General features: G+C 64.3%; 20 protein-coding genes. 10 read left to right on the top strand and 10 right to left on the bottom strand.

What is annotated here, in order from left to right:
• The first annotated feature begins 157 nt into the window (after positions 1-157).
• Positions 158-1,936 (top strand): NAD-binding protein, encoded by a 1,779-nt coding sequence (locus A9W95_RS12530; protein ID WP_067412799.1) that lies wholly within the window; start codon positions 158-160, stop codon positions 1,934-1,936.
• A gap of 5 nt (positions 1,937-1,941) precedes the next feature.
• Here the strand turns inward: A9W95_RS12530 and glnA are convergent, their stop codons facing one another.
• The 6 genes from glnA to A9W95_RS12500 all read right to left on the bottom strand — a co-directional run bounded on the left by glnA (position 1,942) and on the right by A9W95_RS12500 (position 9,576).
• On the bottom strand, positions 1,942-3,378 hold the full coding sequence (gene glnA / locus A9W95_RS12525) for a type I glutamate--ammonia ligase (protein ID WP_067412797.1): 1,437 nt from the start codon (positions 3,376-3,378) through the stop codon (positions 1,942-1,944).
• 81 nt (positions 3,379-3,459) lie between these two features.
• The gene (locus A9W95_RS12520; RefSeq protein ID WP_067412794.1) at positions 3,460-5,175 is read right to left on the bottom strand and encodes a GMC oxidoreductase; all 1,716 of its coding nucleotides are present in this window, start codon (positions 5,173-5,175) and stop codon (positions 3,460-3,462) included.
• 9 nt (positions 5,176-5,184) lie between these two features.
• Positions 5,185-6,741 (bottom strand): succinic semialdehyde dehydrogenase, encoded by a 1,557-nt coding sequence (locus A9W95_RS12515; protein WP_067412793.1) that lies wholly within the window; start codon positions 6,739-6,741, stop codon positions 5,185-5,187.
• Positions 6,738-8,246, bottom strand: coding sequence for an NAD(P)/FAD-dependent oxidoreductase (locus A9W95_RS12510; protein ID WP_067412791.1), 1,509 nt, complete (start codon positions 8,244-8,246; stop codon positions 6,738-6,740). The genes A9W95_RS12515 and A9W95_RS12510 overlap by 4 nt, the downstream gene beginning before the upstream one ends.
• 89 nt (positions 8,247-8,335) lie before the next feature.
• Positions 8,336-8,803 (bottom strand): ATP-binding protein, encoded by a 468-nt coding sequence (locus A9W95_RS12505; protein ID WP_067412790.1) that lies wholly within the window; start codon positions 8,801-8,803, stop codon positions 8,336-8,338.
• Positions 8,804-8,805: 2 nt separating this feature from the next.
• Entirely contained in the window at positions 8,806-9,576 is a 771-nt protein-coding gene (locus A9W95_RS12500) for an alpha/beta hydrolase (protein ID WP_216638163.1), read from the bottom strand.
• 66 nt (positions 9,577-9,642) lie between these two features.
• Here A9W95_RS12500 and A9W95_RS12495 point away from each other — a divergent pair, with 66 nt between their 5' ends.
• Both A9W95_RS12495 and A9W95_RS12490 read left to right on the top strand, forming a co-directional pair.
• The gene (locus tag A9W95_RS12495) at positions 9,643-10,137 is read left to right on the top strand and encodes a hypothetical protein (RefSeq protein WP_067412785.1); all 495 of its coding nucleotides are present in this window, start codon (positions 9,643-9,645) and stop codon (positions 10,135-10,137) included.
• Between the two features lie 13 nt (positions 10,138-10,150).
• Positions 10,151-11,320 (top strand): zinc-dependent alcohol dehydrogenase, encoded by a 1,170-nt coding sequence (locus tag A9W95_RS12490; RefSeq protein ID WP_067412784.1) that lies wholly within the window; start codon positions 10,151-10,153, stop codon positions 11,318-11,320.
• A 3-nt stretch (positions 11,321-11,323) separates the two neighbouring features.
• Here A9W95_RS12490 and A9W95_RS12485 read toward each other — a convergent pair whose 3' ends face one another.
• Positions 11,324-11,719, bottom strand: a complete 396-nt coding sequence (locus A9W95_RS12485; RefSeq protein WP_082983059.1) for a hypothetical protein — start codon at positions 11,717-11,719, stop codon at positions 11,324-11,326.
• A 113-nt stretch (positions 11,720-11,832) separates the two neighbouring features.
• Between A9W95_RS12485 and A9W95_RS12480 the strand changes: the two genes are divergently transcribed.
• Positions 11,833-12,048, top strand: coding sequence for a DUF3072 domain-containing protein (locus A9W95_RS12480; protein WP_067412781.1), 216 nt, complete (start codon positions 11,833-11,835; stop codon positions 12,046-12,048).
• A complete protein-coding gene (locus tag A9W95_RS12475; RefSeq protein WP_067412778.1) occupies positions 12,045-12,296 on the top strand; it encodes a hypothetical protein in 252 nt (83 codons plus the stop codon). The genes A9W95_RS12480 and A9W95_RS12475 overlap by 4 nt, the downstream gene beginning before the upstream one ends.
• A gap of 11 nt (positions 12,297-12,307) precedes the next feature.
• Here A9W95_RS12475 and A9W95_RS12470 read toward each other — a convergent pair whose 3' ends face one another.
• A complete protein-coding gene (locus A9W95_RS12470) occupies positions 12,308-12,772 on the bottom strand; it encodes an anti-sigma factor antagonist (RefSeq protein ID WP_067412775.1) in 465 nt (154 codons plus the stop codon).
• A gap of 390 nt (positions 12,773-13,162) precedes the next feature.
• Here A9W95_RS12470 and A9W95_RS12465 point away from each other — a divergent pair, with 390 nt between their 5' ends.
• From A9W95_RS12465 to A9W95_RS12455, 3 genes are read left to right on the top strand one after another with little or no spacing between them, the layout of a single operon-like run.
• Positions 13,163-14,416 carry a glycosyltransferase family 4 protein gene (locus A9W95_RS12465; protein ID WP_067412772.1) on the top strand — a complete coding sequence of 418 codons (1,254 nt, stop codon included), beginning with the start codon at positions 13,163-13,165 and terminating at the stop codon, positions 14,414-14,416.
• Positions 14,410-15,168: a class I SAM-dependent methyltransferase gene (locus tag A9W95_RS12460; RefSeq protein ID WP_067412769.1), complete on the top strand. Its 759-nt coding sequence runs from the start codon at positions 14,410-14,412 to the stop codon at positions 15,166-15,168. The genes A9W95_RS12465 and A9W95_RS12460 overlap by 7 nt, the downstream gene beginning before the upstream one ends.
• Positions 15,155-16,225 (top strand): prenyltransferase, encoded by a 1,071-nt coding sequence (locus tag A9W95_RS12455; RefSeq protein ID WP_067412766.1) that lies wholly within the window; start codon positions 15,155-15,157, stop codon positions 16,223-16,225. Before A9W95_RS12460 ends, A9W95_RS12455 begins: the two co-directional genes overlap by 14 nt.
• Here A9W95_RS12455 and A9W95_RS12450 read toward each other — a convergent pair.
• Entirely contained in the window at positions 16,215-16,889 is a 675-nt protein-coding gene (locus A9W95_RS12450) for a class I SAM-dependent methyltransferase (RefSeq protein ID WP_067412765.1), read from the bottom strand. The genes A9W95_RS12455 and A9W95_RS12450 overlap by 11 nt on opposite strands.
• Positions 16,890-17,085: 196 nt before the next feature.
• On the opposite strand from A9W95_RS12450, the gene A9W95_RS12445 reads away from it, so the two are divergent.
• Complete coding sequence (locus A9W95_RS12445) at positions 17,086-17,925, top strand: glucose 1-dehydrogenase (protein WP_067412762.1); 840 nt, start codon at positions 17,086-17,088, stop codon at positions 17,923-17,925.
• A gap of 108 nt (positions 17,926-18,033) precedes the next feature.
• On the opposite strand, the gene A9W95_RS12440 is transcribed toward A9W95_RS12445, so the two are convergent.
• Positions 18,034-18,312, bottom strand: coding sequence for a hypothetical protein (locus A9W95_RS12440; protein ID WP_067412759.1), 279 nt, complete (start codon positions 18,310-18,312; stop codon positions 18,034-18,036).
• A gap of 155 nt (positions 18,313-18,467) precedes the next feature.
• On the opposite strand from A9W95_RS12440, the gene A9W95_RS26880 reads away from it, so the two are divergent.
• On the top strand, positions 18,468-18,587 hold a 120-nt coding region (locus A9W95_RS26880; protein ID WP_156746171.1), incomplete at its 3' end, for a DUF899 family protein.

The raw sequence follows: 18,587 nt of genomic DNA, 5'->3' as shown, positions 1-18,587 counted from the left end.
TGTTCAGATTCTTGCCGCCCCGCTCCGGTGGCAGTTTCCCGCGTCTTAGTCGATAGTTCATTAGGAACACTGAAGTCGGGAACACAGGTCGGGAGATCATGGCGCACTCATTGCGGCATTACCGGAACGTGCGAACCTAGCGACCGGATTCTCCGACATGGCCGAGGTTCTGCAGTTCCATCGCGAGATCATCGTCAGCGGTGACGACGCGCTGTCGAAAACGATCGCCGAGGAGCTAAGAGGCGCGGGCGCCCGGATCGTCAGGATCAATACTGCCGCCGATCTCCTGGGCGCCGGAGTGCACCGGGCCCGGGCTGTCGTCTGCGCCGGGCCCAATGACGCTGTCAATCTCGAAATCGCCTTATTGGCAAGGCAATACAGCTCAAACATTCGGGTGGTTGCACGGTTGGCCAACGACGTATTGCGCCGGAAGGTGGCCACCGTGAACGGCCCTGGGGCAATTTTGGACGTCGCCGAACTCGCTACGCCCTCACTGGTCGAGGCCGTGCTGTCCCGCAACGCGCACCAGTTCGCCACGGCGGGAATCGAATTCGTAGTGTGGGGAGCTGAAGCGCCGCACCAGGGAACGTTGCGCGAAATCTACGCCGACTTAGCGCCGGTTGCGGTGGTGCACGGCAGAAACGCACCCGTCCCCGGTGAGGTCGTGGCGTGTCCAGGACGCGATCTGCAGGTGTACACCGGCGACTGGACTTCCATGATCGGTGCGAAGGACGAATTGGAGGCTCGCGGAATCACCGTGCCACCCACGTGTGCGACGCGCGCTCGGAACTCCAGGATGCGACGAGTCATCGACGCAGCGCGCGCTATGCGCGACGACGTGAATCCGATCTTGTTTCCCTCGGTGGCGTTCACTGTCTTGCTCACCCTCGGCGCGACCACGGTGGTGCGCTTCGGGTACCACAACCCGACGATGTCCTGGATCGACTCGTTGTATTTCGCCTCCGAAACGATTACGACGGTGGGCTACGGTGACTTCAGCTTCGCCCGACAATCGATCTTGTTGCGGCTGTTCGCTGTCGGGTTGATGTTCGGCGGCGTCATCATCACGGCCATCCTGGTGGCTTTCCTTGCCGATCTGCTGCTGTCCCGCCGCTTCCTGCAGACGGCCGCGCTGCGCCGGGCGCGTCATATGCGCGGGCATGTCGTCGTGGTGGGGCTGGGTTCGGTCGGCATTCGCGTCGTCAGCGAGCTGACCACCGCCGGATACGACGTGGTCGTCATAGAGCAGGACGAGAACAATCGCTTCCTCCCGGCCGCCACAAAACTGGACGTGCCGGTGATCTTCGGGAATTCGACGATGCGCCAGACGCTGGAGACGGCGCGCGTGGACCGCGCCCGCGGCGTGGCGGTGGTGACGCACGACGACATGCAGAACATTGAAACCGGCATCGTGCTGCTCGAACTTCTGGGATCCGACACCAAAGTGCCCATCGTCATGCGGGTGCAAGGGCGCACACTGGGTACCGCCATCAACAAGCGATTCGGCTTCGAGAACGTGCGGTCGATCGTCGACCTGGCGGCGCCTTGGTTCATCGGCGCCGCGATGGGGTTGCAGGTATTGGGTACGTTCTGGGTCGGGCAGCGCTCCTTCATGGTCGGCGGAATGCTCGTCGCCGCGGGTAGCGAGTTAGACGGGCTCCGCATGGTCGACATGTCCACTCAAACTCGTGTCATTGCCATCACCCGGCCCGAAGGGCCGATTCGGTTACGGCCACGCCGCGATGCCCGATTGAAGGCCGGCGACACCGTCTACCTCATTGGCCCCTATCGAGAACTCATCGCGACCCTGCGTAAGGGTCAGCCGCCACCGACCACCGCGATCAACGGTGAACGCACGGCAACTCTGGCGGCCGCGCGTTCTGCGCACCGCACTGACGTGCGCCTGCCGCGATGGGCACCCGACCCGGACGCCTGACGCGCTCACACGTCGTAATACAGCGCGAACTCGTACGGGGTGGGGCGTAGGTTGACCGGCGCAATTTCGTAGTCGCGTTTGTAATCGATCCACGTCTGAATCAAGTCAGGCGTGAAAACGCTGCCCTCCGTAAGGTATTCGCTGTCCTCTTCCAGGCGGTCGATTACCGCGGACAGGGCGGTGGGTGCCTGGGGAATATCGGCGGCTTCCTCGGGCGGCAACTCGTACAGGTCCTTGTCGATTGGCGGCGGAGGCTCGATCTTGTTCTTGATGCCGTCCAGCCCGGCCATCAACATGGCCGCGAACGAAAGGTACGGGTTTCCAGAAGAATCCGGGCACCGAAACTCGAGCCGTTTAGCTTTGGGGTTGTTACCGGTGATCGGGATTCGCACACACGCCGAGCGGTTGCGCTGGCTGTAGACCAGGTTGATCGGGGCCTCGTAGCCGGGAACCAGCCGCTTGTAGGAGTTGACCGTCGGATTGGTGAAGGCCAACAACGAGGGGGCGTGGTAGAGCAGACCGCCGATGTAGTGGCGCGCAAGGTCCGAGAGGCCGGCGTAACCCTCGTCGTCGAACATCAGCGGAACGCCGTCTTTCCACAGCGACTGATGGCAGTGCATGCCCGACCCGTTGTCACCGAACAGCGGCTTGGGCATGAAAGTCACGGTCTTGCCGGCGTGTCTGGCGGTCTGCTTGACGATGTACTTGTACATCTGGTGGTCGTCGGCCGCATGCAACAAAGTGTTGAACTGATAGTTGATTTCGGCCTGGCCGCCGCTGCCGACCTCGTGATGGCCCTTCTCCAGCAGGAAGCCGGCATTGGTCAGGTGGGTGAGGATCTGGTCCCGCAGATCGACGTAATGGTCGGTGGGCGCCACCGGAAAGTAGCCCCCCTTGGGGCGCACCTTGTAGCCGAGGTTGGGGCTGCCGTCAGCCTCGGTTTCCTTCCCCGTGTTCCACCACCCCGAAGTCGCGTCCACTTTGTAGAAGGATTCGTTGGTGCTCGAGTCGAAGCTGACCGAGTCGAAAATGTAGAACTCGGCTTCTGGGCCGAAGAAGGCGGTATCGGCGATGCCGGAACTGACCAAATAGTTCTCGGCTTTGCGCGCGACGTTGCGCGGGTCGCGCGAATAGACCTCGAGAGTGAACGGGTCATGCACGAAGAAGTTCACATTCAGCGTCTTGGCTTTTCGGAACGGGTCGATCACCGCCGTTTCCGGATCGGGTAGCAGCAACATGTCGGACTCGTGGATCGACTGGAATCCGCGAATTGACGAGCCGTCGAAGGCCAAGCCGTCCTCGAACACGTCCTCATCGAAGGCATAGATAGGAATTGTGAAGTGCTGCATGGTTCCTGGCAGATCACAGAACCGGACGTCGACATATTCGATGTGCTCGTCCTTGGCCAGTTTGAAGATGTCGTCGGGCGTCTTGTCGGACACGAGGTGCTCCTCTGCATGAAAACCAAGATGACGGCAACCTAGCCGTCCAGCACCTTGCGCGCGACCGCAGCGGCCGCCGGGTCAGGCCAGCCGCAACGCCGCCGGAGCGTGCGTCGGAACCACCGGCCGTTGCGGCGCCACCGTCGCGATGCGTTCGTAGGCCTCTCCGAGCCTCGGTCGACCGTCAGGCTCGTTCTTGTTAGGCCAGAACGACATTGCGCGCTCTGCCTGCGCGGTGATGGTCAGTGACGGGTTGACGCCGATGTTGGCAGAGATCGCCGACCCGTCCACCACGTGCAGCCCAGGATGGCCGTACATGCGGTGGTAGGGATCGATCACGCCGGTCTGCGGTGAGTCGCCGATGACGCAGCCACCGAGGAAATGCGCCGTCAGGGGGACGTCGAAGATTTCCCCGACGCTGCTGTACGGCATGCCGCCGATATCCTCAGCGAGCTTGCGGACCGCTTCGTTGGCTTTGGGAATCCAGGTCGGGTTCGGCACCCCGTGGCCTTGCCGCGACGACAGCTTGACCCCACCCAACCGCCTGTGCTTGGGAAACAGCGTCAATGAGTTGTCCTCGGTCTGCATGACTAACGCGATCACGGTCCGCTGGGACCAGTCACGCAGGCCGACGTAGACCGAGGCGGCCTGTCCCGGGTGACGCAGCACTTGCCCCAGCCATCTCAGCCAGCGCGGGAAGCGGCCGCCGCCGTCGGTCATGACGGTGGTCAGCAGGCCCATCGACTGCGGACCCTTGCCGTAGCGGACGGGTTCGATGTGGGTCCGCTCGTCGGGGTGGATCGAGGACGTGATGGCGACGCCCTGATGGAAGCCCGCGTCTTTGCCTTGACGCATCCGCACGCTGGCGCCGCACAGCGCCTCGGAGTTCGTTCGAGTCAGTACCCCGAGCCGGTCGGAGACGTTGCTCAGCGTGCCGTCGGCCTTCAGTCGGTGCAGCAACTGCTGGGTTCCCCAGGTGCCGGCGGCGAAGATCACCTGCTCAGCAGTGATGGTGCCGGCCGTGCGCCGCTTACGCCAACTGCCGCTGCGCACGGTGTCCACGGCGTATCCGCCGTCGGGAAGGGGGCGCACCGCGGTGACGGTGGTCAGGTCGTGGACGCGGGCACCGGCGCGTTCGGCCAGATACAGGTAGTTCTTCACCAGGGTGTTCTTGGCGTTGTGCCGGCAACCGGTCATGCACTCGCCCACTTCGAGGCAGCCGCGCCGGCGCGGACCCGCCCCGCCGAAGAACGGATCCTCGACTTCCACCCCCGGCGTGGGGTTGTTGTCCGGTCCGAAGAAGACGCCGACCGGGGTCATGCCGAACGTGTCGCCGACGCCCAGGTCATCGGCCACCTTGCGCAAAACTTGGTCGGACGGGGTCATGGTGGGGTTTCGGACGACACCGAGCATGCGTTTGGCTTGGTCATAGTAGGGCTCCAACTCAGAGCGCCAGTCGGTGATGTGCGCCCACTGCCGGTCGCGGTAAAAGGCGTCCGACTTGGGTTCGTACAGGGTGTTCGCGTAGTTCAGCGAGCCGCCGCCCACGCCCGCCCCGGCGAGCACGATGACGTCGGGCAGCACATGGATCCGCTGGATACCGGTGCAGCCCAGTTTGGGTGCCCACAAGAAATTGCGGACGTCCAGGCTGTTCTTGGGGAATTGCGAGTCCTCGAACCGGCGCCCGGCTTCCAGCACCGCCACGCGGTAGCCCTTCTCGGTCAGCCGTAGCGCCGATACCGAGCCGCCGAATCCGGAGCCGATGATGACTACGTCGTAGTCGACGTCTGAAGTCATGTCTTCCTCCTACTTGACGCCGGGCAGCCGCTTGAGCGCGCGCAGTCCCTGGGTCATCACTCGGGCGTAGCGATCCGCGCGCACCCACGGCGGGGCGCCGACGGGCAGTACGCGTTCGATCGCAATGGTTTGCGACTCAGTGTATTTCAATATCCCGTGTTCACCGTGGCGGCGGCCGAGCCCGGAGTCCTTCATGCCGCCCATCGGCGCGTCGAGCGACGCCCAGGCTGCGGCATAGCCTTCGTTGACATTGACCGTTCCGGCCTGCAGTTGCGCGGCGACGCGGCGGCCGCGCTGCGGGTCTGAGGTCCACACGCTGAAGTTCAAGCCGAAGGTGCTGTCGTTGGCCTTCGCGATCGCTTCGTCCTCACTGTCCACCGGGTACAGCGACACCACTGGACCGAAGGTCTCGTCGGCGTAGGCGGTCATGCCCTCCTTGACGCCGGTGAGAATGGTCGGCTCGTAGAAGTGTGGACCGATGTCCGGGCGCGGGCGGCCGCCGGTGAGCACGGTGGCGCCTTTGGCCACCGCGTCGTCGACGTGTTCGATCACCGTCTTGAGCTGGGTTTCGTTGATCAACGAACCCATGTCGCCCGAATAGTCCAGCGCCGCCGACAGCTTCATCTTCTCCGTCGCCGCGACGAATTTGCGAACGAAGTTGTCCCACAACGGTTTCGGCACATAGATCCGCTCGATCGAAATGCACAGCTGTCCGGCGTTGGAGAAGCAGGCGCGGGTGGCGCCGACCGCGGCCTTACCTGGGTCGGCGTCGTCGAGCACCAACAGCGCGTTCTTGCCGCCCAATTCCATCGAACATTCGATCAACCGCTCCCCGGCCTGCGCGGCCACGTTGCGTCCGACGCTGGTGGAACCGGTGAACATCAGATAGTCAGACTGTTCGATGATCGGTGTGCCGAGCTCCGAACCCGGGCCGGTGACGATCTGCACCAATCCCGGCGGCATCCCGGCTTCCTCCAGCAGACCCAACGCCCAGAGCACCGAGAACGGGGTGCGGTCGTCGGGCTTGATCACCGCCGCGTTGCCGGCCACGATCGCCGGAATGGCGTCGCTGATACCCAGCGTCAACGGATAGTTCCACGGGGCGATGACACCGACCAAACCTTTGGGATGGTGGTATTCCCACACCTCGGTCAGCACCAGCTGAACCCCTTGGCGCCGTTTGGGTTTGAGCGCCTCCTCGGCCGTGTTCGCGTAGTAGCGCGAGGTGAGTGCCACGTCGATGACTTCCTCGAACGCATGCCGACGAGCCTTGCCGTTCTCCAACTGGATGATGTCGAGCACCTCGTCTTGGCGCTTGAGCACCAGGTCGTGAAAACGCAGCAGCACAGCGGCGCGTTCGGCGACAGGGCGCGCCGCCCAGCTCTGCTGCACTCGCCGGGCGCGCTCGGCCGCGGCGACCACGTCCTCGGCGCTGCAGTGGGGCACCCGGCCCAACGTCTGACCGGTCATCGCATTGGTGACCTCGCGGTATTTGCCTGACCCGGCCGCTTGCACCCGCGCGGCCAAGGTCTGCAGGATGGGCAGGGTTTCGACGGTGGTGGTCATCGTTGACCTCCTGTGGTGATGAGCTGGGATGGTTCGGCCGCGTCGGTCCGGTAATGCACCGGATCGAAGAACCGGGTCTGGCGCCGGTAGTCGAACGTGAAACTCGGCCAGTTATTGGTGTTCTTGCCCGCCTCGGTCACATACCAACTGTCACAACCGCGCTGCCACACCGTTTTCTTCAGGCTGCGCTGCAGGTCGTCGTTGTATTCCTGGTGAGCTTCGGGCCGCACGTCGAGCCATTTGGCGCCGTGCGTGGCGGCGTGCCGGATCGCCTCGAGCACATAGTCGGCCTGGGACTCCAGCATGTAGATGATCGAGTTGTGGCCCAGGTTCGTATTCGGCCCGTACAAGATGAACAGGTTCGGAAAGCCACTCACCGCAATGCCTTTGAACGCTTCGGCCCCGCCGCGGTCTTGCCATACGTCGTGCAGCCGGCGACCGTCCCGACCGACGATCGTCATCGGGGCGAGGAAGTCGTTCGCCGCGAAGCCGGTGCCGAAGATAATGGTGTCGACTTGGCATTCGCTGCCGTCCGCCGCAACGATGCTGTGGGGTCTCACTTCGGTCAGGCCGGCGGTGATCACCTCGACGTTGGGCCGGCTCAGCGCTGCATACCAATCGTTGGACAGCAGCACCCGCTTGCACCCAATCGGGTAGTCGGGACGCAGCTTGGCCCGCAGCGCTTCGTCGGAAATCTGCGAACGCAGGTAGCGTTCCCATCCGCGCTCCAGCGCTTTGATGCCGATCCCCTTGGTCAACGGGATCACCCGCGCCTCGTGGTAGACGTACTGGCGGGTTCGGCTGGCCACCAGCGAGCCGGCGAAATGCCGGTAGAGATACTTCTCTAGCGGGGTGTAGCGCCGGTCGGGCTTTGGCAACACGTACGGCGCCGACCGCTGCAGCAGGTGCAGCTGGTCGACCTGCGGCGCGATCTCGGGAACGAACTGGATTGCCGACGCGCCGGTGCCCACGACCGCAACCCGCTTGCCGCGCAAGTCGTAATCGTGGTCCCAGCGCGCCGAATGGAAGGCGTGCCCGGTGAAGTCTTGCATTCCAGGAAATTTCGGATCTGCGGGCAGGCTGAGCTGACCGGTGGCGGCGACCAAAAAGGCGGAGTTGACGCTGCCACCGTCGGAGGTCTCGACGGTCCATTGGGCCGTCGTCTCGTCAAAACCGGCTCGCGTTACCTCTTGACCGAAGCGGACGTGGTCGATGATGCCGTACTTGCGCGCGCAGTAGTCGATGTAGCTCTGGATCTCGGGTTGGGTGCCGTACTTGCGCGACCAGTCGTGGCTCGGCTCGAAGGAGTACGAGTACAAATGCGACGGAACGTCGCAAGCCGCGCCTGGGTAGGTGTTGTCCCGCCACACTCCGCCGACCCGGTCACCCTTCTCCATGATCGTGAACGGAATTCCGGCGCGACGCAGTTTGATTGCCATGCAGATGCCGCCGAACCCGGCTCCGATGATCGTGACGCCACCTCGGTGGCCGATCGTGGCTGTCACGACTTCCCCTTTCCCCCGGGCCCCGCCTGACGCAACGGCTTGGCAGTACGGATTCCCGTATTGGCGGAGGCAAACACTACGAACGCGATTCATTGCGTCCGCATATCGAGGGGCGCCAGGCGGAAGCCGCCTGCGCCGTCGAAGCTGACCTCGACGAGTCGGTCGAAGCCGTCCTCGGGGCGAGGTGGCCGCAGACGTTTGACCGTCGACAAGATCGCGATCTCTGATACGCGCGCATGTCCGCTGCGATTGACATTGCGCCGCAACGAAGCGGTGACGTCTGGTGGGAACCAGTATGCGACAACCGGCGCGCCGCACGCGTGCGCGAGGTCGACGATCGGTTCCCATTCGAGCGAGGAGGGATTGGTGTTGTCGACCGCCACGTCGCGGCCCGCCGCCAGAGCGTCGGTGATCAGCTGCATCTGCCTGCGCTGCCGGTTGCGGTTGTGGCGGAAGTTGTCTTTGCTGACATGCACGTGGGTTGCCGCGAGCCGCTGCCGGTAGAACGTGGTTTTGCCCGCCGCCTGCAGGCCGATCAGGATGGCGACTTCGGCCATCGCTACCGCAGGAACCAGTCCAGGGCCGACCTGGCGCGCTCGGCCGGCACCAGGTGACCTCCCGAAAACTCCTGATAGGCAACGTCATAACCGGCGCGTTCTAGCCGCGGCCGCAGCCGACGGCTGGTCATGTCAATGGGCAGCACTTGGTCGTGGGTGCCGTGGGCGATAAAGACGGCGGGCCGTCCCACGGTGTCTCCAGGTGCAGCGAACCCCGGCGAGAACGCGATGACATGGGTGAACAGGTCACCGTTGGTCAATCCCAGCGACAGCGCATATGACGCGCCATCCGAAAACCCGCCTATTGCAACATGATTGACGTCAACGGCGTAATGAGTGAAGACGTGGGACAGAGCACTGTTCACCAGCCGCACATCGGGCCCGAAGGATCCGACAATCACGTCCCAGGTCGAAGCGGTGCTCTCGGGCGCCAGCAGCAGCACACCGCATCCGTCCGCGAACCCGAGGAACGGGTCGATCCCCCCGCGGGCATTGCCCCCGGCGCCGTGTAACAACACGGCCAACGGCGCCGCCGTGGTGAGCCGGTACCCGCTAGGCACATAGAGCAGAACTTTGCGCCCGCCGTCGACGGTCAGCTCGTGCAGCCCCGCCGGCTCCGGCGGCAACAGTGGCGGCGATATCCGCGACATCAGCCGGCCACCGGACGCAACGGCGGGCGTAGTCGCGGGCGCCTCCTCTTCCAAGTGCGGGCTCTCGCTTGACTCGAACGGCTCCACGTCCCACCAATACCCGCACACCACACGGCTACTCAATCCGCGTCCTGTCGTTTGGGCGCTGCATCGGTGGGTAACGCAACCAGCCAACGAAGGGAGCGTGCAATGAGTTATCTGGACGCCGCCAAAGGCCAAGTGCTCAACGTGGTCAACAAGGTTGTCGAGCTGCAACCACAACGGGCCGCAGCCCAGACGGTCACCATCGCGTGCCCGGTCGAGCGCGTGGCAGAGACCTGGCACGACCCCGCTCGCTTGTCGGTGGTTCTCGGTGACATCGCCGAAGTCGAAGCCACGGGCGAGGACCGCTACCGATGGCGGACGCTGGGCGAACCCAATGTGACCTGGGAATCGCGACTGGTCAGCTTCCCCGACGGCGTCGAGTTCGTCGGGACCTCCGACGACAACGAACTGACGGTCAAGTATCGACCCGCCCCGCGCGACCTGGGCACCGAGGTGACCCTGCACGTCAAGACCCCCGCGCCGGGGATGCTGACCGGTGCGGCCGCATTCAAGTTGCTGTATCGCCTGCGCGCCTTGCTGCAGACCGGTGAGGTCCCGACCATCAAGTCCAACCCCAGCGCGCGGGAATCCGCGCGGTAAGCGAGAGGGAACAATGCGCGCACTGTGCTGGAACGGCGTCAACGACTTGTCGGTGGAGACGGTCGACGACCCCAAGCTGCTCAATCCACACGATGTGATCGTCGAAGTCCGGCTGACCACCACCTGCGGGTCGGACCTGCACTTCATCGACGGCTACCTGCCCGGCATGCGAGAAGGCGACGTTTTCGGCCACGAGTTCATGGGTGTGGTCGCCGAGACCGGCCCCGAAGTGCGCGATACCAAGGTCGGTGACCGAGTGGTGGTGCCGTCGTTCATCGCATGCAACCAGTGCTGGTATTGCGACCACGAATTGTATGCCTGTTGCGACACCACGAACCCCAACGCCGAACTGCAGCAGCCGCTGCTCGGGTATCCGTCCGGGGGTATCTACGGCTACACCCATCCCTTCGGCGGCTACGCGGGCTCCCACGCCCAATACGTCCGGGTCCCGTTCGGCGACGCGAATTGCTTCGCCATCCCCGGCGACATCAGCGACGAACAAGCGCTGTTCCTCTCCGACGCGGTGCCGACTGGCTTCATGGGCGCCGACTTCTGCGATATCGCCGGAGGTGACACGGTCGCGGTATGGGGCGCGGGCGGCGTCGGCCTCATGGCGGCCCGCAGCGCGCTATTGCTGGGGGCCGAGCGATCCATCGTCATCGACCGGATTCCCGAGCGCTTGGCGCTGGCGCGTGATCACTTCGGCCTGGAGACCATCGACTACACCGCGGTCGACAGTGTGCACGAGACATTGCGTGAGATGACCGGAGGTCGAGGACCGGACTCCTGCATCGAAGCGGTCGGCATGGAGGGCCACGGCACCGGAGTGCAGCAGCTGTACGACAAGGCCAAGCAATTGCTGCGGCTGGAAACCGACCGGGCCACCGCCATGCGGCAAGCGATACTGGCCTGCCGCAAGGGCGGGGTGGTCTCGGTGCTTGGCGTCTACGGGGTCACCGACAAGTTCCCGATGGGTGTGCTGACCAACAAGGGACTCACCCTCAAGACTTCGCAGCAGCACGGCCAGCGCTACATGACCCGGTTGTTCGACTATGTCGAGCAGGGCGACCTGGACCCCGCCAAGCTGATCACCCACGACCTGCCGCTGGAAGAAGGTGTGCGGGCCTATGACTTGTTCAAGAACAAAAAAGACAACTGCATCCGGGTGGCGCTGCGGCCTTGACCCCTAACCCGACGACGACTTACCAGGATCGTCGGCTTTGGCCTGATCTTCCAGGCTCTTCAGGTGGCTTTCCTGCGCGGCTTCCCAATGCCGGTCGGCCACTTCTTGCAGATGCGCCGGATCGTCGACGCCGTGCAACGCTGCTGACTGGAAGGTGTTGGCCGTTCTCTCATGGACCCGCGCCAACTCCTCGTGGCGTACAGCCGCGGCATGGTGGGCGGCTTGAGCACGGTGCATAGATTCCTCCGCGCGGTGACGGGCCAGATCCACCGACTCTCTGGTCGGCCGCTGGCCGGCGGCCAGCGCGGCGCGGCGTTCACTGAGTTCCTTGACCCGCTCCCCCACCTTGGCGGCTCGTCGCGCCGGGTCCATCTCTTCGGCGGCGGTCCTCTCGTCCATTCCAGCTCCGTTCGACGGGGCACATGTGCGTCGCCCCACCTCACCAATCTATGTCGGTCAGCGGACACGCGGTGCCTGGTTATGACCGTCGGCGAGCGGGCATAGCTAGTTTCATGGCCGACGACGCGGCACGAGCCCCGCAGGAGAACCCGGAGAAGGACCAGTCGCAGTGGGTCACCGGTGACGAGCCCATGACCGGCCCGCAGCGCAGCTACCTCAACACCTTGGCACGGGAAGCCGGCGAAGACCTTCCCGAGAACCTCACCAAGGCACAGGCATCCGAGCTCATCGACAAATTGCAGCAGCGCACCGGAAGGGGCCAGAAATGACGGTCGAGGCAGAGGACGTCCGCCGATTGCTCGACTCTTCAGACGAGGACGCGGTGCTGATCCTCATCGAAGGGCGCACCGAGGTGGTCACCCCCGATCAACTCGAGTCCGACGACTATCGCGGGGCGTTGCAAATCGCGACGCGCCAGGACGTGGTGGAGCGGGCCGGCGGCACCGACCTCTCCGACCGGGAATTCGCGGAGCAGGCCGAGGATCTCGACACGGCGGTGCGCAATCTCGGCGGTTAGGCCCTAATCCTTTAGCAGGCTTCGCCGATCTCGACCTCGGGGCAGGCTGGTTCGTAGAGGTCCAAGGCTTGGGCTGCGCTGGGGTGCACGGTCAGAACGTCACCCAGGCCGCACGCTTCCACCATTCGGCCGACCGACGGTTGCAAGCTGATCAGACAGAGATCGATCCCGCGCTCACGGCATCGGTGCGCCTGGTCTGCCAATGCTTCCCACCCCGAACAGGACATGAAGTCGACGCTGTTGATGTCGACCAGGAACGGGTGCTGCGGGTCAACGAACGCCGACGCCTCGCGAAGCAGCAGGCGCCAGGTGTCCTCGTTGCAGGCGTCGACCTCGCCTCCGGCGTAGACAATCACCGCTGAGCCAGTGCCTTGGACCGCGGCCCGCAGCGTGCTGTTCTGGGCTCCCAGTTCGGAGACCAGCCGGGTGCTCAACCTCAAGTACGCGGGAAACAGATCTGTAGGGGCTAGGCTCATGGCGTGCTCCTCGGTCGACCAGTGGCTGAAACCTTCGACGGCCGTCCTGGTTCTTGAAGACAGGCTCGAGGCTGGAAACGTTCAGTAAGACAGAGCGGTCTGTCTACTCGTGCGGGCGGGGAATCTCTACACCTAAGTCGACCGCGAACGCCGTTTCTAAACCAAATCGAGACATCGTCGTTAACGTCGGTTTTCAATGCCGCACGACAATTCTCCCGGTTGGTCTGCGCCGCAGGCAGGCGACCGGTCCGGCGCGTTGCGTCGATTAGGTCACCGAACTATCATCTGGACACATGTCCAGTTTGCTGCCGCGGTGGTCGCGAGTGCGTTGATGGCGACGGAATGGGGGGCGCTTGCCCGCGGCGTTTGGTGGGCGGATAAGAGTTGAGTATGCGAATTGCCCTGCTGTCCTACCGTAGTAAGACTCATTGCGGCGGACAGGGTGTTTACGTGCGCCATCTCAGCCGTGGTCTGGTGGAGCTCGGGCATGACGTCGAGGTCTTCTCCGGGCAGCCGTACCCACAGCTTCTTGATCCGCGGGTGCGGCTGACCAAGGTGCCGAGCCTGGATCTGTACCGCGAACCGGACCCCTTCCGGGTGCCGCGGCCAAGCGAGATCCGCGACGCGATCGACGTGCTGGAACTAGCTACCATGTGGACGGCCGGGTTCCCGGAGCCGCGAACGTTCACGCTGCGGGTGGCGCGGCAACTCGCCGACCGCCTCGCCGACTTCGACATTGTTCACGACAACCAAAGCCTGGGCACCGGGCTGCTTAAGATCGCCGCTGGTCTTCCGGTGGTGGCCACCGTGCACCATCCGATCACCCGGGATCGGGTGCTCGACCTCGCCGCAGCGCGATGGTGGCGGAAACCGTTGGTGCACCGCTGGTATGGATTCGCCACCATGCAAAAGCAGGTGGCGCGCCAGATTCCGGATTTGCTGACGGTGTCGTCGTCGTCGGCTGCGGACATCGTCACCGACTTCGGCGTCTCGCCAGATCAATTGCATGTGGTGCCGCTGGGCGTGAACACCAATTTGTTCCAGCCCGGACCGCTGCCCCGGCAACGCGGGCGGGTGATTGCGATCGCCAGTGCCGATACCCCGCTCAAGGGAGTCAGCACGCTGTTGCATGCCGTTGCCAGGCTGCGGGTGAATCGAGACCTCGAGTTGCGTCTCGTCGCAAAGGTCGAACCCAACGGGCCCACGCACAAACTCATTGCGGAGCTTGGCATCTCAGACATCGTCCACATCGCCAGCGGCGTCTCGGATGCCGATCTCGCCGCCCTGTTCGCGTCGGCCGAGGTGGCCTGCATTCCGTCTCTCTACGAAGGCTTCTCGTTGCCGGCGGTAGAAGCCATGGCCAGCGGCACCCCCATCGTCGCCAGCCGGGTGGGCGCGCTGCCCGAAGTCTTGGGAACCGATGGCGCCTGCGCCGAATTGGTGCCGCCCGCCAACGTCGACGCCCTCACCCAAGCGTTGGGCGCGCTGCTCGACTCGCCGGAAAAGCGCGCCGAACTCGGTCGAGCGGGAAGGGATCGCGCGGTCAGCGTCTTCAGTTGGGAGGCAGTAGCCGCGCAAACCGTCCGGGTTTACCAGCGGGCAATTGCGCGCAAAGCCGCAATCGGAAGCCAGACCCAGTGCTGACAGTCGATTTCGATCGGTTGGCCATCGGACCGGCCACGCGCGTCATCGATGTGGGCTGCGGCGCCGGCCGGCATGCGTTCGAGGCGTATCGCCGCGGCGCCGACGTCGTCGCGTTTGATCGCGATGAGCCCGAACTCCGTTCTGTCGACACGATTCTGCGGGCAATGGCCGAGGCCGGTGAGGCGCCGGCCGCCGCATCGGCGAAAGTCGTGCGGGGCGACGCGCTCAGCTTGCCGTACGCCGATGAGACCTTTGACTGCGTCATCGCCTCAGAGATCCTCGAGCACATCCCGCAGGACGACGCGGCGATCGCCGAGCTCATCCGGGTGCTGAAAGTCGGTGGCACGCTGGCGATCAGCGTGCCGCGGTGGTTACCCGAGCAACTCTGCTGGCTGTTGTCGGAGGAATACCACAGCAACGAAGGCGGCCACGTACGAATCTACCGCGCAAGCCAATTACGCGAGAAGTTCACCGGCCGGGGACTGACGTTGACGCATACCCATCACGCCCATGCTTTGCACTCGCCGTTCTGGTGGCTGAAATGCGCTGTCGGCGTGTCGCATCCGGATCATCCGGCGGTGGCCGCGTATCACAAGCTTCTGGTGTGGGACCTGATGCAGCGGCCGAAACTGATCCAGGTGGCCGAGTCGCTGCTGAACCCGTTGGTGGGTAAGAGTGTGGCGATGTACTTCACCAAGCCACCTGCGACCCGAAGTGCGGCGATGCTCGGGACTTCAGTTGCGTCGGGGTAGCGCGCCGGCGGTGCCGGGCGTCGTTACCGCCGAGCAGTGCCGACAGACCGCGTTGTCCATCGCCGCCGCGCAGGAATCGTCCGGCGCAATCCCGTGGTTCGAAGGTGGGCACACCGATCCGTGGGATCACATCGAATGCGCTATGGGCCTCACCGCCGCCGGACTGCTGGAACCCGCTCGGGCCGCATTCGAATGGAGTCGGCGCACTCAGCGACCCGACGGCTCCTGGCCGATCCAAGTGCGCGCTGGGATCGTCGAAGATGCGAACAGCGACAGCAACTTCTGTGCGTACATCGCCGCAGGCGTATGGCACCACGTGCTGGTCACCGGTGACCGCAGGTTCGCCCAGCACATGTGGCCGACCGTGCGCAGGGCCATCGATTTCGTCATCGACTTGCAATTCGGATTCGGCGAAATCTGTTGGGCCACAGGCGAAGCAGGTCCGATGCAAGAAGCGCTGCTGACAGGTTGCGCCAGCATCTTCCACAGCATCAGGTGTGCGCTGGCCCTTGCGGCTTTCATCGGGGACCCGCAGCCGGAATGGGAGTTGGCTCTTGGCCGATTGGGCCATGCCATTACCGAGCACCCTGAGGCGTTCACCGAGAAAGACCGTTACTCGATGGACTGGTATTACCCCATTCTGGGCAGTGCGTTGCGGGGTCCGGCGGCCGTCGCGCGAATCAAGCAGCGCTGGGGCGACTTTGTGGTGGGCGGTCTTGGCATCCGGTGCGTCGTCGATCGTCCGTGGGTGACCGGCGCGGAAACCTGCGAACTGGTCATGGCGCTGGACGCCATGGATCTTCGGCCGGCCGCGCATCGCCAGTTCGACGCCATGCAGCACTTGCGCGAAGAGGACGGCTCGTACTGGACCGGGTTGGTGTTCGCCGACGGCAAACGGTGGCCCGAGGAGCGCACTACCTGGACGGGCGCGGCGATGATCTTGGCCGCCGACGCATTGTCAGACACCACACCGGCCAGCGGGCTGTTCCGCGGCGACGGCCTTCCGGTGGGTCTGCAAGACGATTTCGATTGCGAGTGCCTGACGACTAGTCGGTGACTTTGATCGGCTCGCCGAGCGTTCCGCCGGTGCGCTCCAACACCCGTAGTGAGCCAGTGCAACCCACTTCCCGGAACTGCCCGGAATCCATTGCGCGGCAATAGATGTAATACGGCGGCCGGCCACCGTCCTCGGGGTCCGGAAAAACGTCGTGGATGACCAGCGTGCCGCCGACACTCACCCACTTCGCCCATCCGTCGAAATCTTGGTTGGCGGCGGCTTCGGAGTGGCCGCCGTCGATGAACAACAACTCCAGCGGGGACCGCCAGGCCCGGGCGACAACCGGTGACTTACCCACGACGGCGACGACATGGTCGCCGAGCTGGGCGGCGTCCAGCGTGCGGCGGAATGTCGGCAGGGTGTCGAACAATCCGGTGACTTCGTCGACCATCGAGGCGTCATGGAACTCCCAGCCGGGCTGATGCTCTTCGGATCCATGGTGGTGATCGACGGTGTAGAGGACGCTGTCGGTTTGCTGGGCTGCCGCGCCGAGCAGCAACGTCGACTTGCCGCAATAGGTGCCGATCTCGACGCCGACGCCACCACCGAGATACCGCAGCGCGGCCTCGTACAGCGCCTGCCCTTCGTCGACCGGCATGAAACCTTGCACCTGCTCGGCCAGCGAGAAGAGGCGTTGAGTGGACGTCGTGAAGTCGCTTCTCATCAGCTCAACGTAGCCGGTCGGGACGGCGCCGCTGCGTTTACCCGAGCCGGAAAGGGTTACCCCTGCAGCGGGGTCGGCGGCTATAGCTACCGTTTGGTGCAGATGCGCATTCGGCAAGCGAGCCGCCGTGAGAGCCGAAAGTAATTCACCAGCTTGCAGATTGGTATGGCGGGCGAGGCGACGAAAGGAACGAGTCATGGGATTCGCGGAACAACAGCAAAGTCCGCCTGGCGTCCAGGGTCAAATGGATCCGGTACCCGACTGTGGTGAGGAGAGCTACACCGGTTCGGGAAAGCTGACCGGTAAGTCCGCCATTATCACCGGCGGTGACAGCGGCATTGGCCGCGCGGTGGCGATCGCCTACGCCCGCGAAGGAGCGGACGTACTGATTGCCTACCTCAATGAAGACGAAGACGCGAAGGATGTTGCACGCTACGTCGAGGAGGCTGGCCGCAAGTGCGTGCTGGTGCGCGGCGACCTTGCTGACGCGGATCACTGCCGCGCGGTGGTGGACCGGGCGGCGTCGGAGTTCGGCAAGATCGACGTGCTGGTCAACAACGCGGCGTTCCAGATGACGCACGAGAGCCTGGACGAGATCCCGGATGAGGAATGGGAACACACCTTCAAGCTCAACGTGGGGGCCTACTTCTATCTGGCCAAGGCGGCCGTGCCGCACATGGCGCCGGGCTCATCGATCATCGGCAGTTCGTCGGTCAACAGCGACTCACCCAGCCCGACGCTAGCCCCCTACGCGGCCACCAAGGCCGCGATTGCTAATTTCTCCGCCAGCCTGGCTCAGCTGCTCGGGCCCAAAGGCATCCGGGTCAATAGTGTGGCGCCGGGCCCGATTTGGACGCCGCTCATCCCGGCGACCATGCCCGAGGAGAAAGTGAAAAACTTCGGCGACGACACGCCGCTGGGGCGAGCCGGCCAGCCGGTCGAATTGGCGCCGGTCTACGTCTTGCTGGCTTCCGACGAGGCGAGCTACATCTCCGGGGCGCGGGTCGCGGTAACCGGGGGCCGGCCCATTCTCTAGCTAATTCGACCGTGTATCACGGGCTTTCGACGTGAATCCACGGCGGGATTTCAGCGATAACCCCGCCGTGGATTCACAGCCGAAACCGTGAGCGCACGCTCAGCGCGCTCAGCCGTGCGGCGCCTCGGAGATCTTGCTGTCCGGCTTGCCGACGGTCTGGCAGTAGGTCGTGACCGACAGCCGGGTCGCGGAGATCTCGATGTTGCTCGGGTCGGCTCCGCTTTTGTCCTTGAGCATCTTGCTGACTTCGTCGTTCTGCTTCTTCTCGTCCTGGGAAGTGAAGTCCTTGCACTTGGTGTCGCCGCCGGTGTTGATCACCTTGGATGCTGAACAGCCACTGAACAGCAGCGCGGCGATCGCGAGGGTCGCGGGCACAATCGGCTTCATCGTGGGCCTTCCTTGACTGGGCGTGGTTATCTGTCTGTTCACCGCGGCGCGGAAAATCAAACGCTGACCGCTCGGTCCTGGCCTGCTCCGATGAGTTTCTCGGGCCGCGCCGGTCATACCTGGCAAGGTCCTCCCTCGAGCGCAAAGGTAATGCCATGACCACTGCCCTGCCCCCCGTCGTCGATCAGCAGACTTGGCGCGCGGCCCTCGACGAGTTGCGCAAGCGGGAGAAGGCCGCGACCCGCGAACTCGACGCGATCGCCGCGCTGCGCCGT

This window comes from Mycobacterium sp. 1423905.2 (assembly GCF_001673155.1).
Lineage (GTDB): Bacteria > Actinomycetota > Actinomycetes > Mycobacteriales > Mycobacteriaceae > Mycobacterium.
This window is presented reverse-complemented; position numbering and strand designations above follow the sequence as displayed.

What these genes read in the sequence shown, in the direction of transcription:
- A9W95_RS12530 (WP_067412799.1), top strand. Translation starts at nt 158, where the DNA reads ATGGCCGAGGTTCTGCAGTTCCATCGCGAGATCATCGTCAGCGGTGAC.
- A9W95_RS12520 (WP_067412794.1), bottom strand. Translation starts at nt 5,175, where the DNA reads ATGACTTCAGACGTCGACTACGACGTAGTCATCATCGGCTCCGGATTC.
- A9W95_RS12515 (WP_067412793.1), bottom strand. Translation starts at nt 6,741, where the DNA reads ATGACCACCACCGTCGAAACCCTGCCCATCCTGCAGACCTTGGCCGCG.
- A9W95_RS12505 (WP_067412790.1), bottom strand. Translation starts at nt 8,803, where the DNA reads ATGGCCGAAGTCGCCATCCTGATCGGCCTGCAGGCGGCGGGCAAAACC.
- A9W95_RS12495 (WP_067412785.1), top strand. Translation starts at nt 9,643, where the DNA reads ATGAGTTATCTGGACGCCGCCAAAGGCCAAGTGCTCAACGTGGTCAAC.
- A9W95_RS12490 (WP_067412784.1), top strand. Translation starts at nt 10,151, where the DNA reads ATGCGCGCACTGTGCTGGAACGGCGTCAACGACTTGTCGGTGGAGACG.
- A9W95_RS12485 (WP_082983059.1), bottom strand. Translation starts at nt 11,719, where the DNA reads ATGGACGAGAGGACCGCCGCCGAAGAGATGGACCCGGCGCGACGAGCC.
- A9W95_RS12480 (WP_067412781.1), top strand. Translation starts at nt 11,833, where the DNA reads ATGGCCGACGACGCGGCACGAGCCCCGCAGGAGAACCCGGAGAAGGAC.
- A9W95_RS12475 (WP_067412778.1), top strand. Translation starts at nt 12,045, where the DNA reads ATGACGGTCGAGGCAGAGGACGTCCGCCGATTGCTCGACTCTTCAGAC.
- A9W95_RS12470 (WP_067412775.1), bottom strand. Translation starts at nt 12,772, where the DNA reads ATGAGCCTAGCCCCTACAGATCTGTTTCCCGCGTACTTGAGGTTGAGC.
- A9W95_RS12465 (WP_067412772.1), top strand. Translation starts at nt 13,163, where the DNA reads ATGCGAATTGCCCTGCTGTCCTACCGTAGTAAGACTCATTGCGGCGGA.
- A9W95_RS12450 (WP_067412765.1), bottom strand. Translation starts at nt 16,889, where the DNA reads ATGAGAAGCGACTTCACGACGTCCACTCAACGCCTCTTCTCGCTGGCC.
- A9W95_RS12445 (WP_067412762.1), top strand. Translation starts at nt 17,086, where the DNA reads ATGGGATTCGCGGAACAACAGCAAAGTCCGCCTGGCGTCCAGGGTCAA.
- A9W95_RS12440 (WP_067412759.1), bottom strand. Translation starts at nt 18,312, where the DNA reads ATGAAGCCGATTGTGCCCGCGACCCTCGCGATCGCCGCGCTGCTGTTC.